Raw genomic sequence first — 26,563 nt, 5'->3', positions numbered from 1 at the left:
TCTGCAAAAGGACGGTATCCGTTTCTCGTAGAAATAGTAGAATACTTTAACGCGTAAAGCAAATAAAGTCTTATATATAGAAAAAAAGCAGTTCGGCTGCTCGCCCGCTAGGGCTTCGCCGGACTGCTTTTTATATGCAATGCCCGACTAGTCAGGCTCCATTATCTGCTGCGTTCCAAATACTCGGTTACCCATGCTGCGGTTTCTGCCAAAACAGCCTCCGCACGGCCGATTGCGTCTTCTACCTGTGTTTTTGCCGTACCGCCGTACACATTACGTGCATTGACAACCTGCTCCGGTTGAAGCACCGCATAAATACGGTCATCGAACAAAGAGGAGAATTGCTTAAATTCTTCTAACGTAAGATCCAGCAAGTATTTGTTTTGCTCGATGCAGTAGAGGACTGTCTTGCCAATTACCTCATGCGCTTGACGGAATGGCAAGCCTTTGCCTACGAGGAAATCTGCAATATCGGTTGCATTGGAGAAGTCCTGGTTCACGGCTTGGCGCATGCGTTCCTTGTTCACTTTCATCGTCGCGATCATTGGAGCGAATAGCTGAAGGGCGCCTTGCAGCGTCTTCACCGTATCGAACATGCCTTCCTTGTCTTCCTGCATGTCCTTGTTGTAGGCAAGCGGCAAGGATTTGAGCACAGTCAACAAACCGACGAGGTCGCCGTATACACGGCCTGTTTTGCCGCGCACCAGCTCGGGAACGTCAGGGTTTTTCTTCTGCGGCATAATGCTGCTGCCCGTGCAGAAAGCATCGTCAAGCTCAACAAAATGAAACTCCGTGCTTGACCATAGAATAAGTTCCTCGCTGAGACGCGATAGATGCATCATGATAATCGAGGCATCCGCCAGAAACTCAACGATGAAGTCGCGGTCACTTACCGCATCCAGGCTGTTCTCATAGACGCGATCGAATTTCAATTGGCTCGCTACAAAGTGGCGGTCGATCGGGAACGTCGTTCCCGCAAGCGCGCCTGCTCCAAGCGGCAGCACGTTAATACGCTTATAGCTATCCTGAAGCCGTTCGATATCACGTCCGAACATAGAAACATAAGCCATCAAATGATGGGCGAATAGTATAGGCTGCGCACGCTGCAAATGCGTGTAGCCCGGCACGATCGTATCAATATTCGCTTTGGCTTGCTCGATAAGCGCGGATTGCAGTTTATAAAGCATATCTACGAATTCGACTACCCGTTTGCGAAGCCACAAATGCATGTCTGTCGCTACTTGATCGTTCCGGCTGCGTCCCGTATGCAGCTTGCCGCCAACGGAGCCCACGTCATCAATGAGAGTCTTCTCGATATTCATATGAATATCTTCGTCTCCGATTGAGAATTCGATATCGTCGCGCTTAATGCGCTGCAATACTCGGTGCAGGCCGTCTTTGATTTTCTCCACGTCGTCGGCCGGCAAGATTCCTTGCTTGCCCAGCATCGTCACATGCGCAATGCTGCCTTGGATATCTTCTTCGGCAAGCTCTTTATCAAACATAATGGATGCTGTATATTCCTCTACCAATTGGTCCGTTTTCTTCGTAAACCGACCGCCCCATAATTTACTCACTGGTTCGTTACACTCCCTTGTAAAGCTTATTTGTTGCTGACAGCCGAGGAAACCTTCAAGCGCAAAGCGTTCAAGCGGATGAAGCCTGTGGCATCGCCTTGGTCGTACGCTTTGGAAGGGTCTGCTTCCATCGTTGCGATGTCTGGGTTGTACAAGCTAACCGGGCTTTGCACGCCGGCGCCGATTACGTTGCCTTTATATAGTTTCAAACGAACAACGCCGCTTACGTTCTTTTGCGATTCTGTTACGAGCGCTTGCAGGGCAAGGCGCTCAGGCGCGAACCAGAAGCCGTTGTAGACAAGCTGGCTGTATTTGGCGATTAAGGAATCGCGAAGGTGCATAACCTCGCGGTCCATCGTCAAGGATTCCATTTTGCGGTGGGCCGTGAATAGAATCGTCCCGCCCGGTGTCTCATATACGCCGCGGCTCTTCATGCCAACGAAACGGTTCTCCACCATGTCTACACGGCCGATGCCATGCTTGCCGCCAAGCTCGTTCAGCGTATCCATCACTTCAAGCGGGCTGAGCTCCTTGCCGTTAATAGCCGTGCAATTGCCTTCTGCGAAAGTAAGCTCGACATATTCCGCTTTATCAGGCGCGTTTTCTGGCGATACGCTTAGCACGTACATGCTTTCGTTTTCTTCAGAGCTAGGATCAAACCAAGGATCCTCAAGCATCCCGCTCTCAAAGCTAATGTGAAGCAGGTTGCGGTCTGTCGAATAAGGCTTAGCCGCTGATGCCGTTACCGGAATATCATGCTTCTCGGCGTATGCGATCATTTCCGCGCGTCCTGGGAATTCCTCGCGGAACGCTTCAAGGCGCCAAGGCGCGATAACGCCGATTTCGGGTGCCAAAGCAGCTGCCGTCAGCTCGAAACGCACTTGGTCGTTTCCTTTGCCTGTTGCTCCGTGCGCAATATACGCAGCGCCTTCTGCGCGGGCGATATCAACCATCCGCTTAGCGATTAACGGACGAGCGATCGATGTGCCCAGCAAATACTGGCCTTCATACAGCGTTCCCGCTTGGAACATCGGATAAATAAAATCTTTAGCGAACTCATCGCGTAGATCGTCAATGTATACTTTCGATGCGCCAGTTGCCAAAGCTTTGGCCTCCAGGCCGTCAAGCTCGTCCTTTTGGCCGATATCAGCCGTGAATGCGATAATTTCCGCGTCGTATGTTTCTTTCAACCATTTGAGGATAACCGAAGTATCCAAGCCGCCGGAATAAGCGAGTACGATTTTTTCTTTTGCCATAATAGTATTTACTTCCCTTCGAATGAATTCATATCGTTAAGCGGTATGTTAGGACATAATAGCTGCCATGATCGCTTTCTGCGCATGGAGACGGTTCTCCGCCTGGTCGAAAATAATAGAACTGTCGCCGTCGATCACGCCTTCGCTCACTTCTTCGCCGCGATGTGCCGGCAAGCAGTGCATAAAGAGATAATCCTTTTTCGCGTATTTAATCAAAGCCTCGTTTACCTGGTACGCGGCAAAAGCAATCTCGCGTTCCTTCTGCTCGGCTTCCTGGCCCATGCTCGCCCACACATCCGTGTACACGATATCAGCATCGGCAATCGCTTCCTTAGGATCGCGGCAAATGTGGATTTGCGAGCCCGTTTCTGCGGCATGATCCTTCGTTTGCTGGATAATATCCGCATCCGGCTCATAGCCCTCAGGCGTCGCTACGGACATATGAAGTCCAAGCTTGGCAGCGCCCATCAACAGGGAATGCGTCATATTGTTGCCATCGCCGATATAAGCAATCTTCAGCCCTTCCAAGCGGCCCTTCTGCTCGAGAATCGTTTGATAATCGGCAAGCGCCTGGCAAGGATGAGATAGATCTGTCAAGCCGTTAATGACCGGAATTGTGGCTCCCCGCGCCAGTTCAACGACTTTACGGTGAGCGAACGTGCGGATCATGATTCCATCCAGGTAACGCGATAGCGTCTGCGCCGTATCCCAGATTGTCTCGCCGCGGCCGATCTGCAGGTCATTGCCGCTTAGGAAAAGTCCTTGCCCGCCAAGCTGGTACATGCCTACCTCGAATGATACGCGCGTGCGCGTAGACGACTTCTCGAAAATCATGCCTAGCGTTTTTCCTTTTAGCACATGATGCGTTTCGCCTGCTTTTTGCTTTTGCTTCAGATCAATGGCTAGATCGATCAAGTAGCGGATCTCCTCCGGCTTGAAGTCAACCAGCATGAGAAAGTCGCGGCCCTTTAAGCTTTGCGCTAACTCCTCTTTCACAATTCCTTGCATGGTGTTGCCCTCCTTCATGTTGAATCCATCTGCTCGTATTTCTTATTAAACGACTGGGCGCTTTTCTTCCAGCAGCTCTGCCAGTATGGCAACAGCCATGTCGATTTCTTCGTCCGTTACTAACAAATTAGGCAATAGGCGGATGACGTTCGGTCCAGCCGAAATTGCGATCAGACCGCGTTCCTGCGCTTTATTCAATACATCTGCGATCGGCTCGGCGCATTCAATGCCTACGAGCAGCCCAAGTCCGCGCACCTCGTGGACAAAAGCATTTCCTGCCAGCTTCGTACGAAGCTGCGTCATTAAATACTCTCCCTTTTGCGCCGCACGCCCTGGCAAGCCTTCGCCCACAATCGTCTCGACCGTGGCTTTGACGACTGCCGTGGCAATCGGCGTACCGCCGAAGGTTGAACCGTGACTGCCCGCTGCGAACCCCTCGCGCAGTTTCTCCTTCGCAGCCATTGCGCCGACTGGGAAGCCGCTTCCGAGTCCCTTGGCCATCGTGAAAATATCCGGCTCAATGCCATAGTGTTCGTATGCAAACAATTTGCCCGTACGTCCCATCCCCGTTTGAATCTCATCGACGATTAAAAGAATGCCTTGCTTCTCGCACAATGCGACAAGTGCTTTGAGGTATTCAGGATCCACCGGGTAAATGCCGCCTTCAGCTTGGACCATCTCCAGCATGACAGCCGCTGTCTGATCCGATACGGCCGCCTCGAGGGCAGCGAGATCGTTTAACGGAATCGTGGTAAAGCCGGCAGGCAGCGGTGCAAAGCCTTCTTTCACCTTCGCTTGGCCTGTAGCCGTAAGGGTTGCCAATGTGCGACCATGGAAGGACTGCTCGAAAGTGATGATTTCAAAACGGCCGTTATTCAGCACCTTCTGGTTGTATCGGCGCGCGAGCTTGATCGCTGCCTCGTTTGCTTCTGCTCCCGAATTACAGAAGAAAACAGCATCCGCACAGCTATTGTCCGTTATGAGCTTGCCTGCTTCCGCTTGGTTCGGAATGTGGAACAGGTTAGAAACATGCCATAATTCATCGAGCTGCTTAATTAACGCTGCTTTGATTTGTTTAGGAGCATGCCCGAGATTCGTAACCGCAATACCACTCATGAAATCAAGGTATTTATTCCCTTTATCGTCCCATAGCCAGCTGCCCTCGCCCTTAACAAGCGCCATTGGGTATCTTGCATAGGTCGGGAACAAAGATTGGTCAACCGCAGTTTCTGTTTTTGTATTACTCATCGGCTCTACACCTGCCCTTCATTCGTTTGGACAATCCGAGTACCTACTCCGCCTTCGCGGACTGCCTTCGTCAATATGCCTGGCTCTTCGCCGCTCACAATAACAACCTCGCGGACTCGGCCTTGTATGCACTGGATCGCTGCGCGCACTTTTGGAATCATGCCGCCATAGATCTCGCCGCTGGCGATCATCTCTTCGATTTCGCTAACGGAAACGACTGGCAGAACCTGCTTACGCCCATCCACCGTTTTTAAAATGCCCGGCACATCCGTCACCACGATCATACGCTCAACGCCCAAATGGGATGCGACAGCCCCAGCTGCCGTATCAGCATTGATATTGTAGCGCTGGCCTTGATCATCGATTCCGATTGGCGCTATTACCGGTATGTAACCCATGCCCATTATGCCTTCGATAATGGCTGCATTCACATCCGTAACTTCGCCGACAAAACCAATCTCAGCGGCGTTCGCTACTGGGACGGCTTGGATGAGCTTGCCGTCAACTCCGGAAAGTCCCAAAGATTTCGCGCCGTTGATTTGGATTTTACGGACAATCTCCTTATTAATACGGCCTGCGAGCACCATTTCGACTACATCCAGCACTGCGTCATTCGTTATCCGCAGTCCATTCACGAAGCCCGTCTCGATGCCAAGCTTGCCGAGCGTCTCCGAAATCGCCGGTCCGCCGCCATGCACGATAACCGGCAAAATGCCGGCAAGCTGCAGCTCGCGCAGCTCGTCAAAAAAGCTGTTTGGAAGCGCAGCGAGCGTACTGCCGCCGCATTTCATTACAAATCGTTGCTCCGTCACTGATTCATTACCTCCATGCCCGTTCTTTGCTTACGTCCGATACGCCGCATTGATGCGAACGTAGTCATAGGTTAGGTCACAGCCCCATGCGGTTGCCTGTCCTTCACCATTATGTAGATCAACGCGAATAACAACCGTATCGCCTTTCAAATATTCCAAGGCAACCTCCTCATCGAATGCCACGGGACGGGATTGCTCTAATGTCCAAATATCCCCTAGACGGATATCTACCGTGTCAGGATTAACGGGCTGGCCTGCGCGGCCTACCGCCGCAATAATACGGCCCCAGTTCGCATCCGCTCCAAATACGGCGGATTTGACAAGCGAGGATCCGATTACCGTCTTCGCAATCGCTTGTGCGGAATCGTCACTGACAGCGCCGTTTACCTGAACCTCAACAAGCTTAGTTGCTCCTTCACCATCACGAGCAATCGCCTTCGCGAGCACCTCGCACACATAGCGAATTGCCGCCGCGAACGCAGCCCAGCCTTCGTGAGCTTCCGTCAGCTCATTATTCCCTGCAAGCCCGCTTGCCATTGCGACCAGCATGTCGTTCGTGCTTGTATCGCCATCAACCGTAATCATGTTAAATGTCAAGTCCGTCGCTTGAAGCAGCACTTGCTGGAGCGCCTCGCTGCCAATCGCCGCATCCGTCGTAACGAAGCCGAGCATCGTTGCCATATTCGGATGAATCATTCCTGAGCCTTTCGCCGCGCCGGCAATGGATACCCGTTTGCCATCCAGCTCAAGCTCGACACAAACCATTTTTTGTACCAAATCCGTTGTCAGAATAGCTTGGCAGAAATCATCCGCGCCCGTCCTCGTGCCATCCAGCCTGGCTGGCAGGCTATTAATGCCGGTTCGCACGTTATCCATCTTAAGCAGTTCGCCAATGACCCCTGTTGACGCAACAGCAACTTGATCCTTTGAAACGCCTATCGATTCCGCGAATCTAGCGCTCATCTCGTAGGCGTCGGCTTCTCCCTGCTTGCCTGTGCAAGCATTCGCATTGCCACTGTTCACCAGCACCGCACGCAGCACCCCGCCAGCGGCGATGCTTTCACGGGTTACTTGCAATGGAGCGGCTTGAAACGCATTTGTCGTATACACGCCCGCTGCTGCTGCCGGAACCTCGCATACAATTGCGCCAAGGTCATGGCGCGTCGTTTTTTTGAGACCGCAGTGCAGTCCACCTGCCGTAAAGCCTTGAGGCGTTGTGATCGAGCCGTCCGAGACGACCGTGAACAAAGCTGTCGTATTGTCCTGTCCCATCGTAAAATCGTTTCTCCTTCACCTGTATGAATAGGAATATAAGTTCAAAAATGATTGAAGCGCGCTTATGGATAAACGGGAACGAATTGCAAGCCCAGCGTTTCATCCCAACCCATCATGAGGTTAAGGTTTTGGATCGCTTGCCCTGCCGCTCCTTTGACTAGGTTATCAATAACAGACACGATGGTTACCCGGCCCGTACGTTCGTCAACCGCGAAGCCAATATCGCAATAGTTCGAGCCCCATACTTCTTTCGTCGCCGGCCATTGCCCTTCTGGACGGATACGTACAAATTTACGGCCTTCATAGTAGGTGCGGTAAAGTTCTACGAAGTCAGCCGTGCTTCGCTCGCTTTGCAAGGTAGCATACATTGTCGACATAATACCGCGCGTCATGGGCACGAGATGCGTCGTGAACGTGGTAACGACCGGCTTGCTCGCCGCGTCCGAGAGCACCATTTCGATTTCCGGGATATGCTGATGCTGATTCAATTTATAAGCCTTCAGGTTTTCGTTTAGCTCGGAATAATGCGTGCCTAAGGATGCACCGCGACCAGCTCCGGATACTCCGGACTTGGCATCAATAATAATCGTGGAGGGATCAATCCAGCCCGCTTTAACCGCCGGAATGAGGCCTAGCAGCGTTGCTGTCGGGTAACATCCGGGATTCGATATAAATGGAGCATCCAATACTTGATCTCCGTAAATTTCAGCCAAACCGAATACGGCCTGCTTCAAGTAAGCTTCATCCGCTGCAGGCTTTTTATACCATTGCTCATACAAAGCAGGCGACTTTAGACGGAAATCACCGGACAGGTCCACAATTTTCAGGCCTGCCTCAAGCAACGAAGGCACTAGCTTCGCTGCAACGCCGGCCGGCGTTGCCAAAAACACGACGTCTGCTTTGGCCTTGATTGCTGCCGGATCTACATCATCTAGAAGCTCCTCACGGATACTTGTCAAATGCGGATATCCTTCAGTGATTGGCGTACCCGCGCTAGAAGACGAAATGACCGATGTCACCTCTGCAAGCGGGTGGGAAGCAAGCAAACGAATGAGCTCTACGCCGCCATAGCCCGTCGATCCAATAATTGCTATTTTTACTTTCGTGCCCATATCGATCTCTCCTCGAAACGAAATGCCGCTGGCTCAGCAATAACCGCGCCGCAGCTGTATCTATTGCTCTTTCCGCACGCGGAAAGGTTGTCTTCTTCTTCAACTTATAATTGTACAACATTCGGCAGTTGATGGAAATATGCAGGTTTATTCGTATTATTATACATTCCAATTCATAATAATACAACGAACAATTGTGGCTATTTTTTATCCAATATTCGACTTTAGAAGGACAAATCATTCGCAAAAACAGAACAAATGTTCTCGTTATTATGTTATCATAAGAATAGCAGAAATGATATACTAATTGCAGCGAGAGAAAGATGAACGGCGCTATACCGAGCAAAACAATTATTCATTCGAGATGGAGGTAACGTAAGTATGAGTGAACAAATTTTGCAGCAAATCCTAAGCGAGCTAAGCTCGTTGAGAGATGGGCAGCAGAGCATGGAGCGCGCGCTCAGCGAGGTCAAGGATGAGCAGCAGAGCATGCGGCATACGCTTAACGAGTTAACGGTCGAGCAGCAAACAACTAACAAACGTCTGCATCAAATCGAGGCTCTCGTCGTGGATATTCCATTGATTCGCCAAGCTGCGCTGGAAACGCTCGAAATTTCAAAACGCCTTGATTCCGGTCAGGCAAGCTTTGAGCGCAAAGTAACAGCCGAATTGAATACGCACGGCTTCGGGATTGATATTCTGAATCGAGAGCAGCTTAATCTTAAAACGGAAATTGAAAAACTGAAACGAAAATAACCTAAAGCCAGCTATCCAATGAGGATACAAGCCCGCCATGCCATTCAACGGCAGCCATTTCTTGTATCCTTTTGCATTTCCTTTCGCAGCAGCCGGTGTATCTATGCTAGTTCTCCAGCTTAAAGCCCTGTCCCAGCACCTCAGCCGTATTGCTAATGATGACAAAAGCACCCGGATCAATCGCCCGAACTAGCTGCTTCAGCTTTGGAACCTCATTCTGCCCTACCACAACCATAAGAACAGTACGCCCTGCGCCCGTATACCCGCCATGGCCGTCTAACCGCGTTAAGCCGCGATCCAAATCATTCAATATGGCTGCGCTAACCTCTTCCGAATGCTCGCTTATGATGAACGCCACCTTCGACAGCTGCAGCCCGCTTTGCACGAAATCAATCGTCTTGCTCGTTACGAACAAGCCAATCAATGCGTATAAAGCAACCTCTGGCGATATGATAAATCCAGCCGCCACAATAACGCAGCCATCAAAGCAAACAATGGCTAAGCTAAGCGGAAGTCCCGTATAACGGTGCAATATCTGTGCCGCCAGATCGAGACCGCCCGTTGAGGCGCCACCGCGAAATACAAGACCTAAGCCAAGTCCAACTCCAATGCCGCCATAAATGGCCGCAAGCAACGGATTATCGGTCGGAGATTTGAAGCCGTCTGTCAGCAAAACAAACAAAGGCAATATGATGGAGCCTAGCGCTGTTTTCGCAGCAAAACGTTTGCCCAGCAGCCACAAGCCTGCGACAAACAAAGGAATATTGATCGCCCATTGCGTAATGGCAGGCGTGATATTCGCTACTCGTTGTACCAGTATCGAAACGCCCGATACGCCTCCCGATGCAATGCCGTTGGGAACCATGAACATATTGAAGCTGATTGCCACAATAATAGATCCGATTAGAAGCTGAGCGATACTCCATGCCGACTGGGCGCGCGGGCTCCTGCTCGGCCCGCCTTTTCTTCTTTTCACTGCGCTAGCACTCATGCTATTTATCTCCTCGCAAGCTGATTTTCGCAAAAAGAAGAGCTCCGCACGCTGAACGTGTCGGAACTCTTCCCCTAAACCTATTTTTTAGTCATGACGAATCTGATGGCGCAAATAACCGTCTATGAACGCATCAATATCGCCATCCATGACAGCACCGACATTGCCTGTCTCGACCGATGTCCGGTGATCCTTCACCATGCTGTACGGATGGAATACATAAGAACGGATTTGGCTGCCCCAAGCAATCTCAGACTGGTCACCGCGAATTTCGGCAAGATGCTTCAACTGCTCCTCGATCTTTCGATCATACAGCTTGGAACGCAGCATCTTCATCGCCCTCTCCCGGTTCTGAATCTGCGAGCGTTCCTGCTGGCACGCTACCACTATTCCAGAAGGAATATGCGTGATGCGAATAGCCGATTCCGTCTTATTGACGTGCTGGCCGCCCGCTCCGCTTGCACGGTACGTATCCACCTTCAAATCCTCCGAGCGAATCTCAATCTCGATGCTGTCGTCGATTTCAGGAACGACATCGCAAGAAGCGAATGACGTATGACGTCGGCCTGCGGAGTCGAATGGCGAGATGCGAACAAGCCTGTGCACGCCTTTCTCCGCTTTTAAATATCCATAAGCATTGAAGCCTTTGACCAGAATAGTGACGCTCTTGATTCCGGCTTCGTCTCCAGGCAGATAGTCAAGCAGCTCTACCTTGAAGCCGCTTTTCTCCGCCCAGCGCGTGTACATGCGGTAAAGCATTAGACCCCAGTCTTGCGACTCGGTCCCCCCGGCTCCAGGATGCAGCTCCAGGATGGCATTGAGCTTGTCATACGGCTGGTTGAGAAGCAATTGCAGCTCGAAGTCGCTGACCTTGCGCATAAGCTTCTCTACGCCGCTTACAACGTCCGCAGCAACAGACTCGTCGCTTTCCTCTTCCGCCAGCTCCAGCATCATTTGCAGGTCTTCCTGCTCGCCATTCAGCCCATCATAATGGTCTACGACAGACTTCACAGCGTTTAACTCCGCAATGACGCCTTGCGCTTTCTCATTGTCGTCCCAGAAATCAGGGAGCGTCATTTTCTCCTCGAAATTGGCGATGATCTCTTGCTTAAGATCTAAGTCAAAGAGACCCCCTGAGCTCTTGGAGCCGCTTGGCCATTTCACGCAGGTCTTGTTTAACCGTTATGTCTATCATAGCGTCCGCTTCACCTCAAAATAATTGTTCGTTCTCTACACTATGCCGTGTCTTCGAACGCCGTTCCTTACTTGCCGTGGCAAAGCTTATACTTCTTGCCGCTGCCGCAAGGACAAACATCGTTCCGTCCAACGCGCTCCTCGCGCTTGGCCGGACGTTTCTCCATAGCCTCTCCGCCGCCGCTTGTCGTCGTCGTTTGGCCCTGAGCAACCTCTTGGCGCTCTAAGTTGCTCTCTACGCGTGCCTTCATGATGTATCTCGCGACTTCCTCTTGGATGCTCTCGATCATTTCCTTGAACATCTCGAAGCCTTCGAACTGGTATTCGCGAAGTGGATCGGTACCGCCGTATGCACGCAGATGGATACCTTGGCGGAGCTGATCCATTGCATCGATGTGATCCATCCACTTGCTGTCTACTGCGCGCAGCACGACAACCTTTTCAAACTCACGCATCGTTTCCGCGCCCAGCTCTTCCTCGCGCTCATCATAAGAAGCTACGACCTCAGCAAGGATATATTCAACGATCTCTTCCTTTTCTTTGCCCCAAATCTCTTCCTTGGACAAGGATCCCTCGTTCAGGAAAGTCGCATGCGCGTAATCCACGATTGCTTGAAGATCCCATTCCTCCGGGATATCCTCCGAGCAATGCGCTTCCACGATGCGCTCAATGACAGGCTTAAGCATATCCATCACTTCTTGGCGGATGTTCTCCGAACCAAGAATATCGCGGCGTTGTTTGTAGATAACCTCACGCTGTTGGTTCATAACATCGTCATATTGAAGGACAACCTTACGAATATCGAAGTTATTTCCCTCAACGCGTTTTTGTGCAGATTCGATCGCTCTCGAGATCATACGGCTTTCGATCGGCTGATCCTCATCAAGACCCAGCTTGTCCATCATGCCCATAATGTTCTCGGAACCGAAGCGGCGCATAAGCTCATCTTCAAGCGATAAATAGAACTGCGAGGAGCCTGGGTCGCCTTGACGCCCTGCCCGGCCGCGCAGCTGGTTATCAATCCGACGGCTCTCATGGCGCTCCGTACCGATAATATGCAAGCCTCCAAGATCAGCAACCTCATCACCCAGCAGAATATCCGTACCACGGCCGGCCATATTCGTTGCAATCGTCACGGAGCCCGCTTGTCCCGCACGCGAAATAATTTCCGCTTCCTCGGCATGGAACTTCGCATTCAGCACTTTATGCGTCACGCCTCGGCGTTTGAGCATATCGGAAAGCTTCTCGGAGTTCTCGATAGAAATCGTACCGACCAGCACCGGTTGGTTCTTGCTGTGGCGCTCGACGATTTCCTCTACGACCGCTTTAAACTTGCCGTTCTCGGACTTATAGACAACGTCTGCAATGTCCTTACGGATCATAGAACGGTTCGTAGGCACTTGGATGACATCAAGGCCATAAATACGCTTGAACTCTTCTTCCTCTGTCTTCGCCGTACCTGTCATGCCCGCAAGCTTACGGTACATACGGAAATAGTTTTGGAAAGTAATCGTCGCAAGCGTCATGCTTTCGTTCTGAACCTTCAGCTGTTCTTTTGCTTCAATCGCTTGATGCAAGCCATCGCTGTAACGGCGCCCGGACATCAGACGACCCGTGAACTCATCTACGATCACAACTTCTTCTTCTTCCACTACGTAATCCACGTCGCGTTTCATAATGAAGTTGGCTTTGAGTGCCTGCTGAACATGGTGGTTCAGCGTAACATTCGCATGGTCGAACAAGTTCTCAATTTGGAACGCCTTCTCGGTCTTCTCAACGCCTGATTCCGTCAGCATAACGCTGCGCAGCTTAATATCAATCGTGAAGTCCTCTTCAGGCTTCAAGCGGCTAATAAAGCGGTCTGCTGCAAAATATAGCTCAGTCGATTTCGCGGCTTGTCCGGAAATAATAAGCGGAGTCCGCGCTTCGTCGACCAGAATGGAATCCACTTCATCGATGATGGCAAAATAAAGCGGACGCTGTACCATTTGTTCCTTGTACAACACCATGTTGTCACGCAAGTAGTCGAATCCGAATTCATTGTTCGTTCCGTACGTAATGTCGCAAGCATAAGCCTCTTGCTTCTCGTCATGCGACAAGCCGTGAAGATTACAGCCCACCGTCATACCTAGGAAGCCATAAAGCTGGCCCATCAGCTCGCTATCGCGCTGTGCCAAGTAATTGTTGACGGTAATGACGTGTACGCCTTTGCCGAGCAGCGCGTTCAGATAAACCGGCAGCGTAGCTACAAGCGTTTTACCTTCACCCGTTCTCATCTCCGCGATCTTGCCTTCATGAAGAACCATACCGCCTAGAAGCTGTACATCGAAGTGACGCATGCCAAGCGTACGCTTGGATGCCTCTCTAACCGTTGCAAAAGCTTCGGGCAAAAGCTTGTCCAGCGTCTCGCCTTTTTCAATTCTCGCTTTAAATTCCTCAGTCTTTGCGCGCAGCGCTTCATCGGATAAAGCCGTGTACTTCGACTCTATCGCATTTATTTCATCAACCGTCCGCTGGAGCCGTTTTACCTCGCGCTCGTTATGGTCACCAAATATCTTCTTCACTAATCCGAGCATGGAATTCCCCTTTCGTAATTACGCCTCTTTGCATTAAATTGTATCAGTTTGTCGACACCGCCGCAACGAGGATGCGTGTAAAAGAAAAAGCCTCTCTCCTTATCGGAGAAAAGGCCCTTCGATGTTAAGTATAATGGCGCTTAGCCCTGCTCAATTAATCCATATTTGCCGTCGCTTCTTTTGTACACAACACTGATTTCCTTGTTGTCCACGTTCGAGAAGACGAAGAAGCTATGTCCTACCATATTCATCTGTAAAATCGCTTCTTCCACATCCATTGGCTTGAGCGCGAAGCGTTTGGTCCGTACTAGCTCCAAATCATCCTCTTCCTCAAGAACGCCCACTGCTGAGCCTTCCTCTTTAAACAGTGCGCGAACGCCGCTGCCTTGGCGGAATTTACGGTTTACTTTCGTTTTATGTTTGCGAATTTGTCGTTCGAGTTTGTCCGCAACCAAATCGATCGATGCGTACATGTCCTCGCTTTTCTCCTCGGCCCTTAACATAACGCCGGTGAGCGGAATGGTCACCTCAACTGCATGTTTACCTTTGGTGACCGATAGTGTCACATTAATATCGGAGGTGATTGGTGCTTCAAAATATTTATCCAATCGGCTGAGTTTTTTTTCGACGTAGTCTCTCAATGCGTCTGTCACTTGAAAGTGTTGACCTCGAATGTTGTAGTTCATGGGGAACTCCTCCTTTACATGGTCTTATTATAGCATATGTAAGCGCTGAGATCAAAATAGTTTTTGTTTTATTTCGAATTTTCAGATAAATGATACGATGGAACTAATAGACTCCAGTACCTACAGGAACGATTTGCTTCCACGATTATGATCCCCCATACCAGGCATAAAAAAAAGCTCCGGTTACCCGGAGCTGATGTTAGATACATATGTGATGATCCAAAATATAAGTTGGCTGGATCAGCCGAATGATTACAGTTTAACTACGTTAGCTGCTTGTGGTCCACGAGCGCCTTCAACAATATCGAACTCCACGGATTGGCCTTCTTCAAGTGTTTTGAAACCTTCAGTTTGGATAGCGGAGAAATGAACAAATACGTCGCCGCCTTGCTCAGTCTCGATAAATCCATAACCTTTTTCTGCGTTAAACCATTTAACTTTACCTTGCATGTGCAAACATTCCCTTCATCTTCAAATACTGTGAGGCATCACTTCGTATAACCCACAATTTGACTATAACACCGACTTCACGGAATTGTCAAACAATTTGTTGTAAGCGGATTCACGGCCGTTATTTTAGCTATAGTACACGATTTAGCTCTTAAAAATACAGACGTACTTTCATACCACGAATGTATCCCTCACTTGTGGTTTCAATTCTTTAACTCTAGATCGTCTATAATTCTGGGATCTTTATGAAAGCACAGTCACCATTAATTCAGCGCCGACTATTCCATTTCCTCTTTTCGACGAAGCCGCTCATTACAACTCAGGCTATTCACCCTATTCTTTTACCATTCACTCATTTTTGCTTGCACTACTTTCAATTAATATTTCGCATAAACGAAAATCAGTTAAGGTGTCAATATCAATGGACCTATCTCTGGGCATAACGTAGGCCACCGTCTCTTCCGTCAAAAACGATTCTGTCTCTTTCAATTGCTCGATACCAGATACGTACACAGCACCATTCAAAGAATAAACTTTAGGCAAGTCCTGCCTCGGTACGGCTATTGCCTCTCCCATAACTGGTTTCATTTTATTTTCATCATTCACTTGAAACATCCAGTAAGGACTCTTTTCTTGCTCGGTCACCGATACGGCTGCTTTAGCGGCAGAATCAACAAACAACTCAATGCATTTATCAATGTCATCATATTTCCTTAGAGGCGACGTTGGCTGTAGTAGAACAACATAGTCATAACCAGGGATTTGCTCGATTGCATGCAGAATAGGCGAGATTCCGGACGTATCGTCTTGTGCCAGGCTTGCGGGACGAATAAAAGGAACATCTCCTCCATGTGCGATGGCTGCTTGTATAATGGCTTCGTCATCAGAAGAAACAATGGTCCGATCTATATAAACCGACTTATTGGCCTCTTCGATCGTCCATGCTATAAGCGGCTTTCCAGCTAGGTTATGAATATTTTTACCAGGAACACCCTTCGAGCCTCCTCTAGCAGGAATGACGGCCAATACTTTTTTGTCATTTATCATATTAGAAGATCCCTTCTAAATATTCGCTATTCGCTCGTTCAAAGTCATCCATTCTTCCGATATCCATCCAATATTCCCGGATCGGAAACGCTGAAGTTGGTGCATTAAGCTTCAGCAGCATCTCAAACAATGAAGGCATATCATAAAATGTTTGCTCCGGAATATGCTGCAGCACCTCAGGAGAAATTACATAGATTCCACCGCTAATAAAAAATTGTTGAACGGGCTTCTCTTCAATGCTTTGAAGCCTATAGTTATCGACCTTAACAACACCATAAGGTACTTGAAACTCGTATTCCCTAACGCACATTGTAGCTTTTGCCCTTGTATCCAAATGAAAATCGAGTAATTGTTGGAAATTCACTTTCGTCAGTAAATCGCCATTCATTACTATTATAGGTTTGTCTGGTATAAACGGTAACAAGCTTAAAGCTCCTGCAGTACCTAAACGTTTATTTTCCTGCAGATATATAATTTCAACGCCCCACTTTAATCCGTTTCCGAAATACTCCATAATCATATCAGCTTTATAGTTAACTGATATAATAAAGCGATAAAACCCGTTCGAGATGAAGTTCTCCAAAATCACTTCAAGAATTGGCTTGCTCCCAACTTTCAATAACGGCTTAGGACAGTCCCTTGTTAGTTCGCCAAGCCTTGTCCCTAACCCGCCCGCCATTAATACGACCCAGTTGTCGCTGCGTTCAAGCCTAATGATCTCTCCCAGCAATTCTAGGCGTAGGATCTTCCCATCCGAATCAGTTATCGGTATTTGCTTTAAGTTATAATTCTTCATCTTTGCAAAAACAATATCTTTACTGTCCGCCTCAAGCGAGGTAATCGGATCAGTTTTCATAATTAGCCTTACTTCGCTATTTAAATCGATACCCCTTAAGATCCCCCTGCGGATATCACCGTCTGTTATCGTCCCGATCAGTCGTTTATCGGTATCAACAACAAGTGCAATTTGAACGGTGCCTTTATCAATAATATGTAGAGCCTCCAAAATGGAGGCGTGTGGTGAAATCAATAGTTTATCGATCTGTTTCATAATCAGTCCCCCTCTTAGCCCTAGCCTGTACTCTATATATCGGTAAGCGCTCGTTATAAAATAAGAAAAACCGCAAGAATATAGCTCTTTGCGGTCTGGTAAATCATTCTATATTTTGATGCGAAAGCCCTATGAAGCATGATTTCAATCTATTATATCATCCGGATTATAAGCTCTGCTTGCCTGTTTGCCAAGTAAACTCCAGTACGCTGATGGAGGCAAGCCGCTTCCTGGCCGCTTTAAAGTAAGATTGGCTTCTGTCATTTTTTCCCCAATGGCAATCGGCAGTGCGGCAACTATACTTTTCCGGGCTGGATTCGCGTTGCGCAGCTCTGAAGCCGCTGGGATTTTATTTGATATTCCCATCGCCAGCTCTACATTGCGAATTTGGCTTACTAATCCGCGCAGCTCTTCAGGCTCCATTGATGCCGAATGGTCAGGACCATCCAGCATTTTATCTAACGTGAAGTGCTTCTCAATGACAGTAGCTCCCAATGCAACAGCCGATACCGATACCTCTGCACCAATGGTGTGATCAGAATATCCTGTAAGTAAACCAAATGCTTGCCGTAAGGTAATCATTTTGTTCAAGTGAACGTCACCGTATGCGGTAGGATAATCTGTCGTGCAATGAAGAAGGGTCACTTTATTGCGCAGTAATGCCTGTCCTTCCTCTGAACAATAAGCCTCCCTGAAACCAAGTAACGAAGGGGGGGTCACATTTCCCAAATAAGCAAAAGCCAAAGCACCTAACGCTTCTTCGATCTCTCCGAGTATTGATATTCCGGTAGATAATATAACGTTGGCTCCGCTTTTGCCGGCTTGATGTAAAAGGGGCAGGTTTGTTATATCCCCTGAAGATATCTTCAATGTTCGCAAGCCTAATTGCTCTGTCAACAGTTTGAGACTCGATAGGTCAAACGGGGTTGACAAAAATTCAATCCCAGCCATTTGACACTCATTCATAAGTTCTACGTGATCTTCCGCAGACAACTCGAGCCTGCGAATCATCTCCAGTTGCGATTCTTCAGCATCCGTCGTTTTTTTCTGGTAGTCCGCTTTGGCTGCATGTCTGCTGACTAGTTTATCTGCTTGAAAGGTTTGAAACTTCACAGCATCTGCACCGGCTGCAGCTGCTGCATGAACGAGTTTCTTAGCCAATTGAAGCGAACCGTTATGATTAACGCCTGCCTCAGCAATCATATATACACTCATTCAAATACCTCCCTTTAATTTCCTGCGTATCTGGATAATGATGCGATACTATCCTCAACGTGATCAAACCGCTTTATAGATTAAAGAATGTATCCCAATCGTGGAGTACACCGCTCACGACATATAAATTCGACTGCCAGCTTCCAGCCTACATTTCAACCTCATAAAACTTTTTGTTAATTATTCCGTCTATATCAACATGCCTCAAAACGTGCATCACTTTCTTGGCAGTCATCCCATCTCCATATAAAGACACGGACTCTTCAACGTTTGACTTTAAAAAGATTGGATCGAGTGCTTGGGATATTGACTTTATAATCTCTTCACTCTGTTCGGAGGTCTCTATTATTGTTGATCCCTTTAGTCTACCCTTCTGCCTATTACCAATATCGATTGTCGGCTTTCTAAACATAGGAACCTCAATGATGCCGCTAGAAGAGTTCCCAACTACAACATCAACATATTGCAATGCGCTCAAATATCTTAGTTTCCCAAGTGACTGGAAACTTACAGTACGCCCAGGGTTTTTGTGCGTGTAATCATCTATCATATGGCCAATGATTCTACCATTTGTGTCCGCATTCGGTTTTGTGAAAATGATATTGGCATGTTTAAAATGATCTAAAGCCTCTAACAAGGCCGCAGTCAGCTCCTCAGAGCTCGCTTGCTTGAGCGTTAGAGGATGATAGGTTACTAAAAAATTCACGTCTCCCAATTTAAAATCAATCGAAGCTTCAAATTCTTTTCTGGAAAGCAAACTTAATTGCCGAACATTATCTAGCCCTATAGCGCCCACGTTAAATACACGATCCGGGTCCTCGCCTAGTTGTATGACTCGATTGCGATATTTTTCTGTTGAAACAAAGTGCAGATGTGACATCTTTGTAATGGAGTGCCTAATGGCTTCATCCACAACCCCCTCCGTGCTTTCTCCTCCATGGAGATGAGCAATAGGGATATTGGCTATCATGGCGGCTTGTGCAGCTACCATTGTTTCATAACGGTCGCCTAGCAGCACAACGATATCGGGATTTAGACGGTTGAACACATCAGCAAAACCAATAAGGCCTAAGCCCATTGATTTAGTTATGCCGACTCGTGTATCGCTAGATAGCAACATTTCGACTTTTTCATCGATTTGAAAACCATCCTCCAAAATCTCTTTGAATGTGTTTCCGAATTCTGGAGCTAGGTGCATGCCTGTTACTGCTAACTGCAGTTTCAAATTCGAATCCGCCTGTATCTCTTTCAATAGGGGATATAATAAGCCGTACTCGGCGCGAGAGCCTGTAACAACGCATATTTTCCTCACTTTGTTTTCTCCCTCACTCCACTAATTTCGCACCGCTTGGAATATTAATGACTCGCATCTCCAACTCTTCAGTGATACTCAAATCCATGCGGGGGCAATCCTGATACATTGGCAAACGATGCATGGGGGTCCATATTGGCCGAGTCATTATACCGGCTTCGTTCGTCGCATCTAGAATATCGTTTCTTAATTGCTCATTAGACTGATCCAGAACAATGGCGTTAAGCCAGTAATTGCTCGAAACATGCTTCTGTTCTTCGAACCACTGAACCCCGTCTACTTGCAGCCACGATTCTTTATAGCGCTGTGCAAGCTTTCGTTTTCTTGCTAAAAAATCCGGTAGCTGTTCTAATTGTGCACACCCCAAAGCGGCATTCAAATTAGGCATCCGCATATTAAAACCTGTTTCGTTGTGTTCAAAGGCCCAACGATGCGGAATTTTGGCGGTTGTCGTCAAATGCTTTACTCTTTTCGCTATCTCTTCATCCGCTGTTAGAACAGCACCGCCGCCACCGGTTGTAATAATTTTATTGCCATTAAAGCTCATTGCCGCTAATTTGCCATAGGTCCCTGTATGGCGGCCTTTATAATAGGAGCCAAGTGATTCTGCCGCGTCTTCGACCATCACTAGCCGATACCTTTCACACACCTCTACTAGAGCATCTAATTCAACCGGGTGCCCAAACGTATGCATGGGAACCACCACAGAGATCCTTCGGCCTGTTTGCCGATTATAGGCAAATCCATCCGTTTTAACGTGTGCAATTTCTTGCAAATACTGGTCCAGTTTAACTGGATCAACACCCATTGTTTCATTTGCTACGTCAATTAGGTGTGGGATAGCATTGCAATACGAGACTGCATTTGCGGTTGCGACAAAGGTTAAGGATGGAATAAGCACCTCATCATTCGCCTGAACACCTGCCAGCAGCAAGCTGATATGCAAAGCAGCTGTACCGTTCATTACGGCAATAGCATACGGTGAGCCTGTATATTCCGCGAGATTACGTTCAAATTGATCTACGTATTGCCCGACGGAGGATACCCATCCGGTATCAAGGCATTCCTTTACATATTCCCATTCACTTCCCTGGAACGCCGGCTCATGCAAAGCCGTAAAGGCTTGGGGATTACGAAGTGCTTGCTGGAGAGTCTCCAAAATTACCGTTGGTAAACGTTCTTTACTCATTGCAAGGCCTCCTATGTTACATTTATATATTATATTGATCGGCCTTGTATCTCGACAAATTGTTATGATCCGTAAACCATTGTACCGTTTTCTCAATCCCTTGCCGGAAGCCTTGTAGCCCTCCGAACTCAGGAGTCCAGCCTAAAAGGCGTTCAGCCTTCGAGTTGTCAGCCCATAACCGCTCTACTTCGCTCTTCTCTGGCCTAAATCGCGCTTCATCGCTTACGATCTCAATACTCTCATTCATAACCTCACCGATGAGTTTAGCCGTATCGCCTATTGAAATTTCATAATTGCTGCCTATGTTTATTTCCTCTCCGATACTATTACTAGACTCTAGCATCGCGATAAAGCCTTTAACCGTATCCAGAACATAATTGAAATCCCTAGTGGGATGAATGGTTCCCAATTTAATTTGTTTATAGCCCGATGCTATCTGGGTGATAATAGTCGGTATAACGGCTCTTGCAGACTGACGGGGCCCGTACGTATTAAATGGTCTTATAATGCCCACAGGTGTTTGAAAAGAGCGATAGAAAGACAAAGCTAACTGATCTGCGGCAATCTTTGTTGCGCTATATGGCGATTGTCCCTGCAGCGGGTGTTCCTCTGTAATCGGAACGAATCTTGCAGTTCCATAAACCTCGCTTGTGGAAGTATGTACGATTTTGGAGACGTTTAATTCACGACCTGCTTGCAATACATTTAGAGTTCCCTTCATATTCGTGTCAATATACGTATCCGGAGAATGATAGGAGTAGGGAATTGCAATAAGTGCCGCTAAATGCAGCACGGCGTCGCAGCCTTTCATCGCCTCCTTCACACCATAAGGATCACGAATATCGCCTGCAAATACTTCGAATTTCCCACGAACATCTTCTGCACATTGATCCAACCATCCCCAAGTATTAAATGAATTGTACATGGTGAAGGCACGGACCTCATATCCGCTGCGAATTAATGCTTCTGTCAAATGCGATCCAATAAAACCATCTGCCCCTGTTACCAAAACTTTGCGATTGCTGCTCATAATTTACTCCTTATCTGTCTGATCATCTCAAATGTTTATAACCGTTTCTATTCTTTGCTTCGACTCCTTAACGATATCCATCAGCTCCGCGCTTCTGTCGATCATCGTTTTTATAAGAGGCTCCATACTATTGCGATAAAAGATAACTTGATCCCGCAACGTTGTATCTGCATTCAGCTTCGACAGTTGACCTTCAAATTGTTTTAGTTCGCCTCTACACGCCCTCATGTACAACCCTTTAAATGGATTGCTGGTAGAAACGGTTTCCCACTGTCTATCAATTTCGGTAATCGTGGACATGCATTTTTTTACGTTCGTTCTACTTAACCCTGTGAGAAGACCAATTTGGCTAATTATTTTTCTACATTGACTCTCACATATCTTCAATTGCTCGGGTAGTTGAGCTATACATTCGTAAATTTCCAAGGCCTGCTCATTACTGTAGCTTTGTAGACCAGCCAATGCCTTAATTAAGAAGTCCTCTTGTATAACCCGATTATCCAGCCGCTGTAAAACTTCGCCCATTGGCTCCCAGCTTGTATGTTTGATTTTTGCACCCATGTGTGTCGTATTAACAAACCGGATTTCAGGATATTGCAACAGGAGATCCTCTAAATCTAACAGCATGGCTTTCATTCCGTTACTCGTCCGATTCATGGCTCCCTGTACGTTTTCAACTGTAAGCGTCGCTTCCCTAATCCTCGTTTCATTTTGTTCTGCAGATAAATGCTTTGCTCCACTCGCATACACCTGCGTACCTGAATACGATAGATCCTGTCCTGCCAATACAATTTCCTTACAGCCCATATGAATGGCCGCTTGGACGGCAGTCCCTGTCACGGAATGTGTCGTTTTGAAAACCACGCTTTCCGCTCCTTGTTGGCCCATAAAATGCTCAATCGTCGAATCACTCTTAAGATGGACATGAAGCAAACGGCTCTCCCGATGCTCAATAATTCGATAATCGATCATTGCTGCAAACAAAAGCGGAATGTGGTTTACATCAAGAGGTTGGAAAGCTTTATAATTCCCCTCAGACCCATCAATGGAAACAATCAGATGCGGTTCTATTCCATGATGAAGCAAGGCTTGGATCGCTGTACCTGCAGCAATAATGAAAGCATGCTCCTTAAGCCTTCGCAAGTATTCAATATCTACTTCCAAAGATGGGCCCGCTCCGACGATAACAGCGGTTATTCCGTCCATCTTATTTTTCAGCTCCGCAATTGATGGAGCAGCAAGAAGCGATTTGACATTATACATGCTATTTCTAGTCCATTCGACTCCAAATCTCTTGAAATTATAAATACCATTATTATGGTCCATGATCGCTTTTTCAGCATAGCTATATATCACTTTAAGCTCTTCGGCTTTGATCTTGCGATATACGGGAAGAACAACAATATTAGACCTATCACTGCTGAATTGGTTAAAGCCCTTCAGCATGTCATCTACAACATCCTTCGAAGTACCGACGGCAAACCCGATAATATTCAAGCTCTCAAAGAGGCTTTTTATGTCCATTACGCTCATTACCGCAAGGAGCACCTGTACGTCGGGCTCATAAAGAAATAGATTGTGTTCGGAGTAGACTGCTGCATACTCTTTCGCATGGTAACCATATCCTAAACCATACATCAGAATTTTGGACTTCACTCGTGCGGTCGCGGTACCCGGCATTTTATTGATCCAGGTTTTTGCCTCGTTCACCGGATTGAATTGACTGTATACTTGCAACGGTTTGCCATTAGCTGCGTCGATGCTCAGTGTAGGCATTCCATTTCTAGCGTATGCAACCTGATAATGACGATGATCGATCATCTGCATATGGATCTGCGAATATACCTTGGGGTATCTGCTCTTTAAATATTGCATATTAGCAGCAAAACGTTGTTCCCGCTTACTCTTTACATCTCCAAACTCAGCAGCAAGTTGCTCAAATGTGGGAATTAACTCGAATCGTATACATTCACTGGCACCCATGTAATCATCTTGGTCCATGCTCAGGTTCATTGCTCTAAACTTAGCCTTGATATTGGCATGTGCACGAACGATGCAGTCATGCATAGGATGATAGCTTGCCTTTTCATCTAGTTCTAAGTGAATTTCATTCAGCGTTTTATAGAGATCATCCATTCCCTCCACCATGTCGCCGAATTGAAGCCACGACTGCTCCGTCATGGGGGCATAAAGCAGGTCCTCAACTACCACACAAGCCTCAATAAGTTTAGGTAAAAAAAGTCTAATGTTTTCTATGATTTCGTCCATCTGATATGGAGTGTTTGTCATTCGTCGAGCCTCCCGTCATTCTACCCTATATATCGGTTTAGTAGATAGATATAATAATAAAAACCGTCAGGAAATAATATCCCTAACGGCTCTATAGACCATCACTTGTATACTGTCTGACTACTATTCACACTTTCTTCTACTCTGCGTTTAGCTTCTTTAACAACTTCAAACAATTGTGGAGAGTAGCTAATTAGCTTTTGAATGAGTGGCTGCATGATTTCTTGAATCAGCTTCGATTTAATAACCACATTTAGTTCAGTCGCCAGCTCAGGCAGGTCACGCTCGAATCGGTTCAGATCATTTTTGAAAATCATAAAATAGAACGCCTTAAATGGACTGCTGTGTATGATGGCTTTCCATTCCGTATCAATTAAGTTAAACATCTCATAGCATTTTTTCTGATTAGTCCTGCTTAGTACGGATAGCTTCCCTATGGCATCATCAATGCGTTTCAAACGTTTCTCATTCAATAGCATTTCGTTTGGCAGCTGTGCAATATGAGTACGGATTTTATTTACACGATTTTCTTCATAGCCCTTCGCCTGTTGCAGCTCTTTGATGAAAATTGTATCCTCAAGACGTTTTCCTTGTAGTCGTAACAAAACTTCCTCCATCGTGTTCCATTCTGTATGCTTGATCTTAGCGCCCATTTGGGTAGTATTGATAAAACGTGCGTCTGAAGCATGCTTCAACGTCATCCCCTCAATATCCAATAAGGTTAAGCTCATGGCATGGCTAGTTCGATTCTGTGTTCCATGCACATTCTCTACGGTTACACCCATAGCTTTAATGGCATTGATGACTAATTCATTTCTCTGCTCCGACATATGCCGGGCGCCTGGAGAATATGTATTTTCACTCGGATAAGATAAGTCCTGTCCTGTGAACACAATCTCTTTGCAGCCCAAGTATACGGCGGCTTGTATGGCTGTACCAGTTACCGAATGGTTCGAATTAAAAATAGGATCCGGCTCTTTCAGTCCCATAAAATGTATAGTGGGCGAGTCATTAACAAAATGAACATGGCACAGGTTCTCATTTTTTTCGTCAAGAATACGATACTTGAGCATAGGGGTAAACAGTAATGGTATATGCTGTATATCTAAGCCGTTAAACGCACTGTAATTCGCCTCGGATCCATCCATCGAAACAATTAAATGCGGCTCAATTCCAAAATGAAGCAGCGATTGAATCGTTGAACCTGCCGCGATAATGATCGCATGGTCCTTGAGCTTCCGCAGACATTCGATGTCCGCTTCTAATGAAGGTCCTGCTCCAGCAATAACGGCCGTCATTCCCTCGAACTTGTTTTTTAGATGCAGGATGGAAGGAGTAGTCAACGTTTTCCCCAGGTTGTACATGCTGTTTGTCGCCCATTCCATACCATATTTCTCATACATACGAACGGTGCTGTCATAATTTAATATGGCTGTTTGGGCATCCTTAGAAAACTCTGTTACATTCACACTTTTTATACGATCATAGATAGGAATTGAGATGATTTCCGGGTCACCCTTCATAAACTTCAGAAATCTGAAAAACAATTTATCCCTATCTGCTTTATCTGGTCCTACAACAAAATCCGTTATATTAAGCTGATCAAATAAATCCTTCAGATCAATGATGCTCATAGCAGCCAGTAATAATTGTTCATCTGGCTCATAAATAGAAAGTTTCTGATTCGGATATAATTCCGCGTAGCTTCGCGCATGATAGCCTAACCCTAATCCAAACATAATGATTTCTGATTTGTGTTCAACTTTTTCTGCAAGTGATTTCGCCCACCGCTCAGTCGCAAAGGCAGGATCATATTGACTGTACAAATAAATAGGTGCTTCTCCGTCTGTAGCCATGCATAAATTAGGTAAACCATTTCGGGCAAATGCCTGTTGATAATCGTTTCTATCTATATTAACTTTGCTCAATTGCGTATGCAGCTTTGGGAATTTTTGCTGTAAAAAAGTCATGTTGGCTGCAAAACGTTGAGCCGATATTCCCTTAGTATCTCCAAGCTCAATCGCAAGTTGTTGAATGAGTGGCGTTAACTCATACTTGATATAGTCACTTGCTGTAATAAAATCTTCAACATCCATACTTGCATTCATCGCTTGAAACTTCTCAGGTAGTTGATTCAACACGACCTTTATCGATGCCTTTAACACATCAAAGCGGACCAATTCTTCGATCTCTTTATCAATTGAGGTTAGTGCTTTAAACAAATCGTCCAAGCCTTCTACTAGATCTCCAAATTGCTGCCATGTCTGCTCCGTCATCGGCTCATACAACACTTCGATGACTGCTTCCGATGCATGAATAAGCCGAGGCAAAAAAAGTTTAATTTCTTCGATGGTTTCTTCTACATACTGATGACTTTCCATTTTGACTCCTCCTAGCTTCTATATTATTATATCGGATTTTCAACGCTTCAAAATAATATGAACCGCCAGATTATGTATCTAGCGGTCCATGAATAATATTCCTTTTCA

Annotated in this window: 21 protein-coding genes; 1 reads left to right on the top strand and 20 read right to left on the bottom strand. The window is 47.0% G+C overall.

Going from position 1 to position 26,563, the window contains the following annotated elements:
• Positions 1–161: 161 nt before the first annotated feature.
• The 7 genes from argH to argC form a co-directional block, all read right to left on the bottom strand.
• Entirely contained in the window at positions 162–1,577 is a 1,416-nt protein-coding gene (argH, locus tag AC0YN3_RS16325; protein WP_475776064.1) for an argininosuccinate lyase, read from the bottom strand.
• Between the two features lie 26 nt (positions 1,578–1,603).
• Positions 1,604–2,833, bottom strand: a complete 1,230-nt coding sequence (locus AC0YN3_RS16320; protein WP_475776063.1) for an argininosuccinate synthase — start codon at positions 2,831–2,833, stop codon at positions 1,604–1,606.
• Between the two features lie 48 nt (positions 2,834–2,881).
• Positions 2,882–3,841 (bottom strand): ornithine carbamoyltransferase, encoded by a 960-nt coding sequence (gene argF, locus AC0YN3_RS16315; protein WP_441945133.1) that lies wholly within the window; start codon positions 3,839–3,841, stop codon positions 2,882–2,884.
• Between the two features lie 45 nt (positions 3,842–3,886).
• On the bottom strand, positions 3,887–5,089 hold the full coding sequence (locus AC0YN3_RS16310) for an acetylornithine transaminase (RefSeq protein WP_475776062.1): 1,203 nt from the start codon (positions 5,087–5,089) through the stop codon (positions 3,887–3,889).
• A 5-nt stretch (positions 5,090–5,094) separates the two neighbouring features.
• Positions 5,095–5,880: an acetylglutamate kinase gene (argB, locus tag AC0YN3_RS16305; protein WP_475776095.1), complete on the bottom strand. Its 786-nt coding sequence runs from the start codon at positions 5,878–5,880 to the stop codon at positions 5,095–5,097.
• Between the two features lie 51 nt (positions 5,881–5,931).
• Positions 5,932–7,173: a bifunctional ornithine acetyltransferase/N-acetylglutamate synthase gene (gene argJ, locus AC0YN3_RS16300; RefSeq protein ID WP_475776061.1), complete on the bottom strand. Its 1,242-nt coding sequence runs from the start codon at positions 7,171–7,173 to the stop codon at positions 5,932–5,934.
• A gap of 65 nt (positions 7,174–7,238) precedes the next feature.
• A complete protein-coding gene (gene argC, locus AC0YN3_RS16295; RefSeq protein WP_475776060.1) occupies positions 7,239–8,288 on the bottom strand; it encodes an N-acetyl-gamma-glutamyl-phosphate reductase in 1,050 nt (349 codons plus the stop codon).
• Between the two features lie 381 nt (positions 8,289–8,669).
• On the opposite strand from argC, the gene AC0YN3_RS16290 reads away from it, so the two are divergent.
• Positions 8,670–9,044, top strand: a complete 375-nt coding sequence (locus AC0YN3_RS16290) for a hypothetical protein (RefSeq protein ID WP_475776059.1) — start codon at positions 8,670–8,672, stop codon at positions 9,042–9,044.
• Between the two features lie 106 nt (positions 9,045–9,150).
• Here the strand turns inward: AC0YN3_RS16290 and AC0YN3_RS16285 are convergent, their stop codons facing one another.
• The 13 genes from AC0YN3_RS16285 to AC0YN3_RS16225 all read right to left on the bottom strand — a co-directional run bounded on the left by AC0YN3_RS16285 (position 9,151) and on the right by AC0YN3_RS16225 (position 26,455).
• Positions 9,151–10,035 (bottom strand): YitT family protein, encoded by an 885-nt coding sequence (locus AC0YN3_RS16285; RefSeq protein ID WP_475776058.1) that lies wholly within the window; start codon positions 10,033–10,035, stop codon positions 9,151–9,153.
• Between the two features lie 87 nt (positions 10,036–10,122).
• Positions 10,123–11,230, bottom strand: a protein-coding gene (gene prfB, locus AC0YN3_RS16280) for a peptide chain release factor 2 (protein ID WP_475776057.1) whose coding sequence is annotated in 2 segments (ribosomal slippage) — positions 10,123–11,157 and positions 11,159–11,230 — 1,107 coding nt in all. Because the reading frame shifts where the segments join, the coding sequence is not laid out codon by codon here.
• Positions 11,231–11,297: 67 nt separating this feature from the next.
• Positions 11,298–13,805, bottom strand: a complete 2,508-nt coding sequence (secA, locus tag AC0YN3_RS16275) for a preprotein translocase subunit SecA (protein WP_475776056.1) — start codon at positions 13,803–13,805, stop codon at positions 11,298–11,300.
• A 140-nt stretch (positions 13,806–13,945) separates the two neighbouring features.
• Positions 13,946–14,491 carry a ribosome hibernation-promoting factor, HPF/YfiA family gene (hpf, locus tag AC0YN3_RS16270; protein ID WP_475776055.1) on the bottom strand — a complete coding sequence of 182 codons (546 nt, stop codon included), beginning with the start codon at positions 14,489–14,491 and terminating at the stop codon, positions 13,946–13,948.
• 252 nt (positions 14,492–14,743) lie between these two features.
• The gene (locus AC0YN3_RS16265) at positions 14,744–14,941 is read right to left on the bottom strand and encodes a cold-shock protein (RefSeq protein WP_028608231.1); all 198 of its coding nucleotides are present in this window, start codon (positions 14,939–14,941) and stop codon (positions 14,744–14,746) included.
• Between the two features lie 348 nt (positions 14,942–15,289).
• Entirely contained in the window at positions 15,290–15,988 is a 699-nt protein-coding gene (locus AC0YN3_RS16260) for an acylneuraminate cytidylyltransferase family protein (protein WP_475776054.1), read from the bottom strand.
• Position 15,989: 1 nt separating this feature from the next.
• Positions 15,990–17,039: a nucleotidyltransferase family protein gene (locus AC0YN3_RS16255; protein ID WP_475776053.1), complete on the bottom strand. Its 1,050-nt coding sequence runs from the start codon at positions 17,037–17,039 to the stop codon at positions 15,990–15,992.
• A 144-nt stretch (positions 17,040–17,183) separates the two neighbouring features.
• Positions 17,184–18,254 (bottom strand): N-acetylneuraminate synthase, encoded by a 1,071-nt coding sequence (gene neuB, locus AC0YN3_RS16250; RefSeq protein ID WP_475776052.1) that lies wholly within the window; start codon positions 18,252–18,254, stop codon positions 17,184–17,186.
• A 148-nt stretch (positions 18,255–18,402) separates the two neighbouring features.
• A complete protein-coding gene (gene neuC, locus AC0YN3_RS16245) occupies positions 18,403–19,566 on the bottom strand; it encodes a UDP-N-acetylglucosamine 2-epimerase (protein WP_475776051.1) in 1,164 nt (387 codons plus the stop codon).
• A gap of 13 nt (positions 19,567–19,579) precedes the next feature.
• Positions 19,580–20,755: a LegC family aminotransferase gene (locus AC0YN3_RS16240; protein ID WP_475776050.1), complete on the bottom strand. Its 1,176-nt coding sequence runs from the start codon at positions 20,753–20,755 to the stop codon at positions 19,580–19,582.
• A 22-nt stretch (positions 20,756–20,777) separates the two neighbouring features.
• Positions 20,778–21,785 carry an NAD-dependent 4,6-dehydratase LegB gene (locus AC0YN3_RS16235; RefSeq protein ID WP_475776049.1) on the bottom strand — a complete coding sequence of 336 codons (1,008 nt, stop codon included), beginning with the start codon at positions 21,783–21,785 and terminating at the stop codon, positions 20,778–20,780.
• A gap of 27 nt (positions 21,786–21,812) precedes the next feature.
• Positions 21,813–24,074, bottom strand: coding sequence for a motility associated factor glycosyltransferase family protein (locus tag AC0YN3_RS16230; protein WP_475776048.1), 2,262 nt, complete (start codon positions 24,072–24,074; stop codon positions 21,813–21,815).
• 101 nt (positions 24,075–24,175) lie between these two features.
• Positions 24,176–26,455: a motility associated factor glycosyltransferase family protein gene (locus tag AC0YN3_RS16225; RefSeq protein WP_475776047.1), complete on the bottom strand. Its 2,280-nt coding sequence runs from the start codon at positions 26,453–26,455 to the stop codon at positions 24,176–24,178.
• Positions 26,456–26,563 lie beyond the last annotated feature (108 nt).

The sequence above is a fragment of the Paenibacillus sp. J22R232 genome (assembly GCF_056269165.1).
Note: the sequence above shows the minus strand (reverse complement) of the source record. Positions and strands in the feature narration are given on the sequence as shown.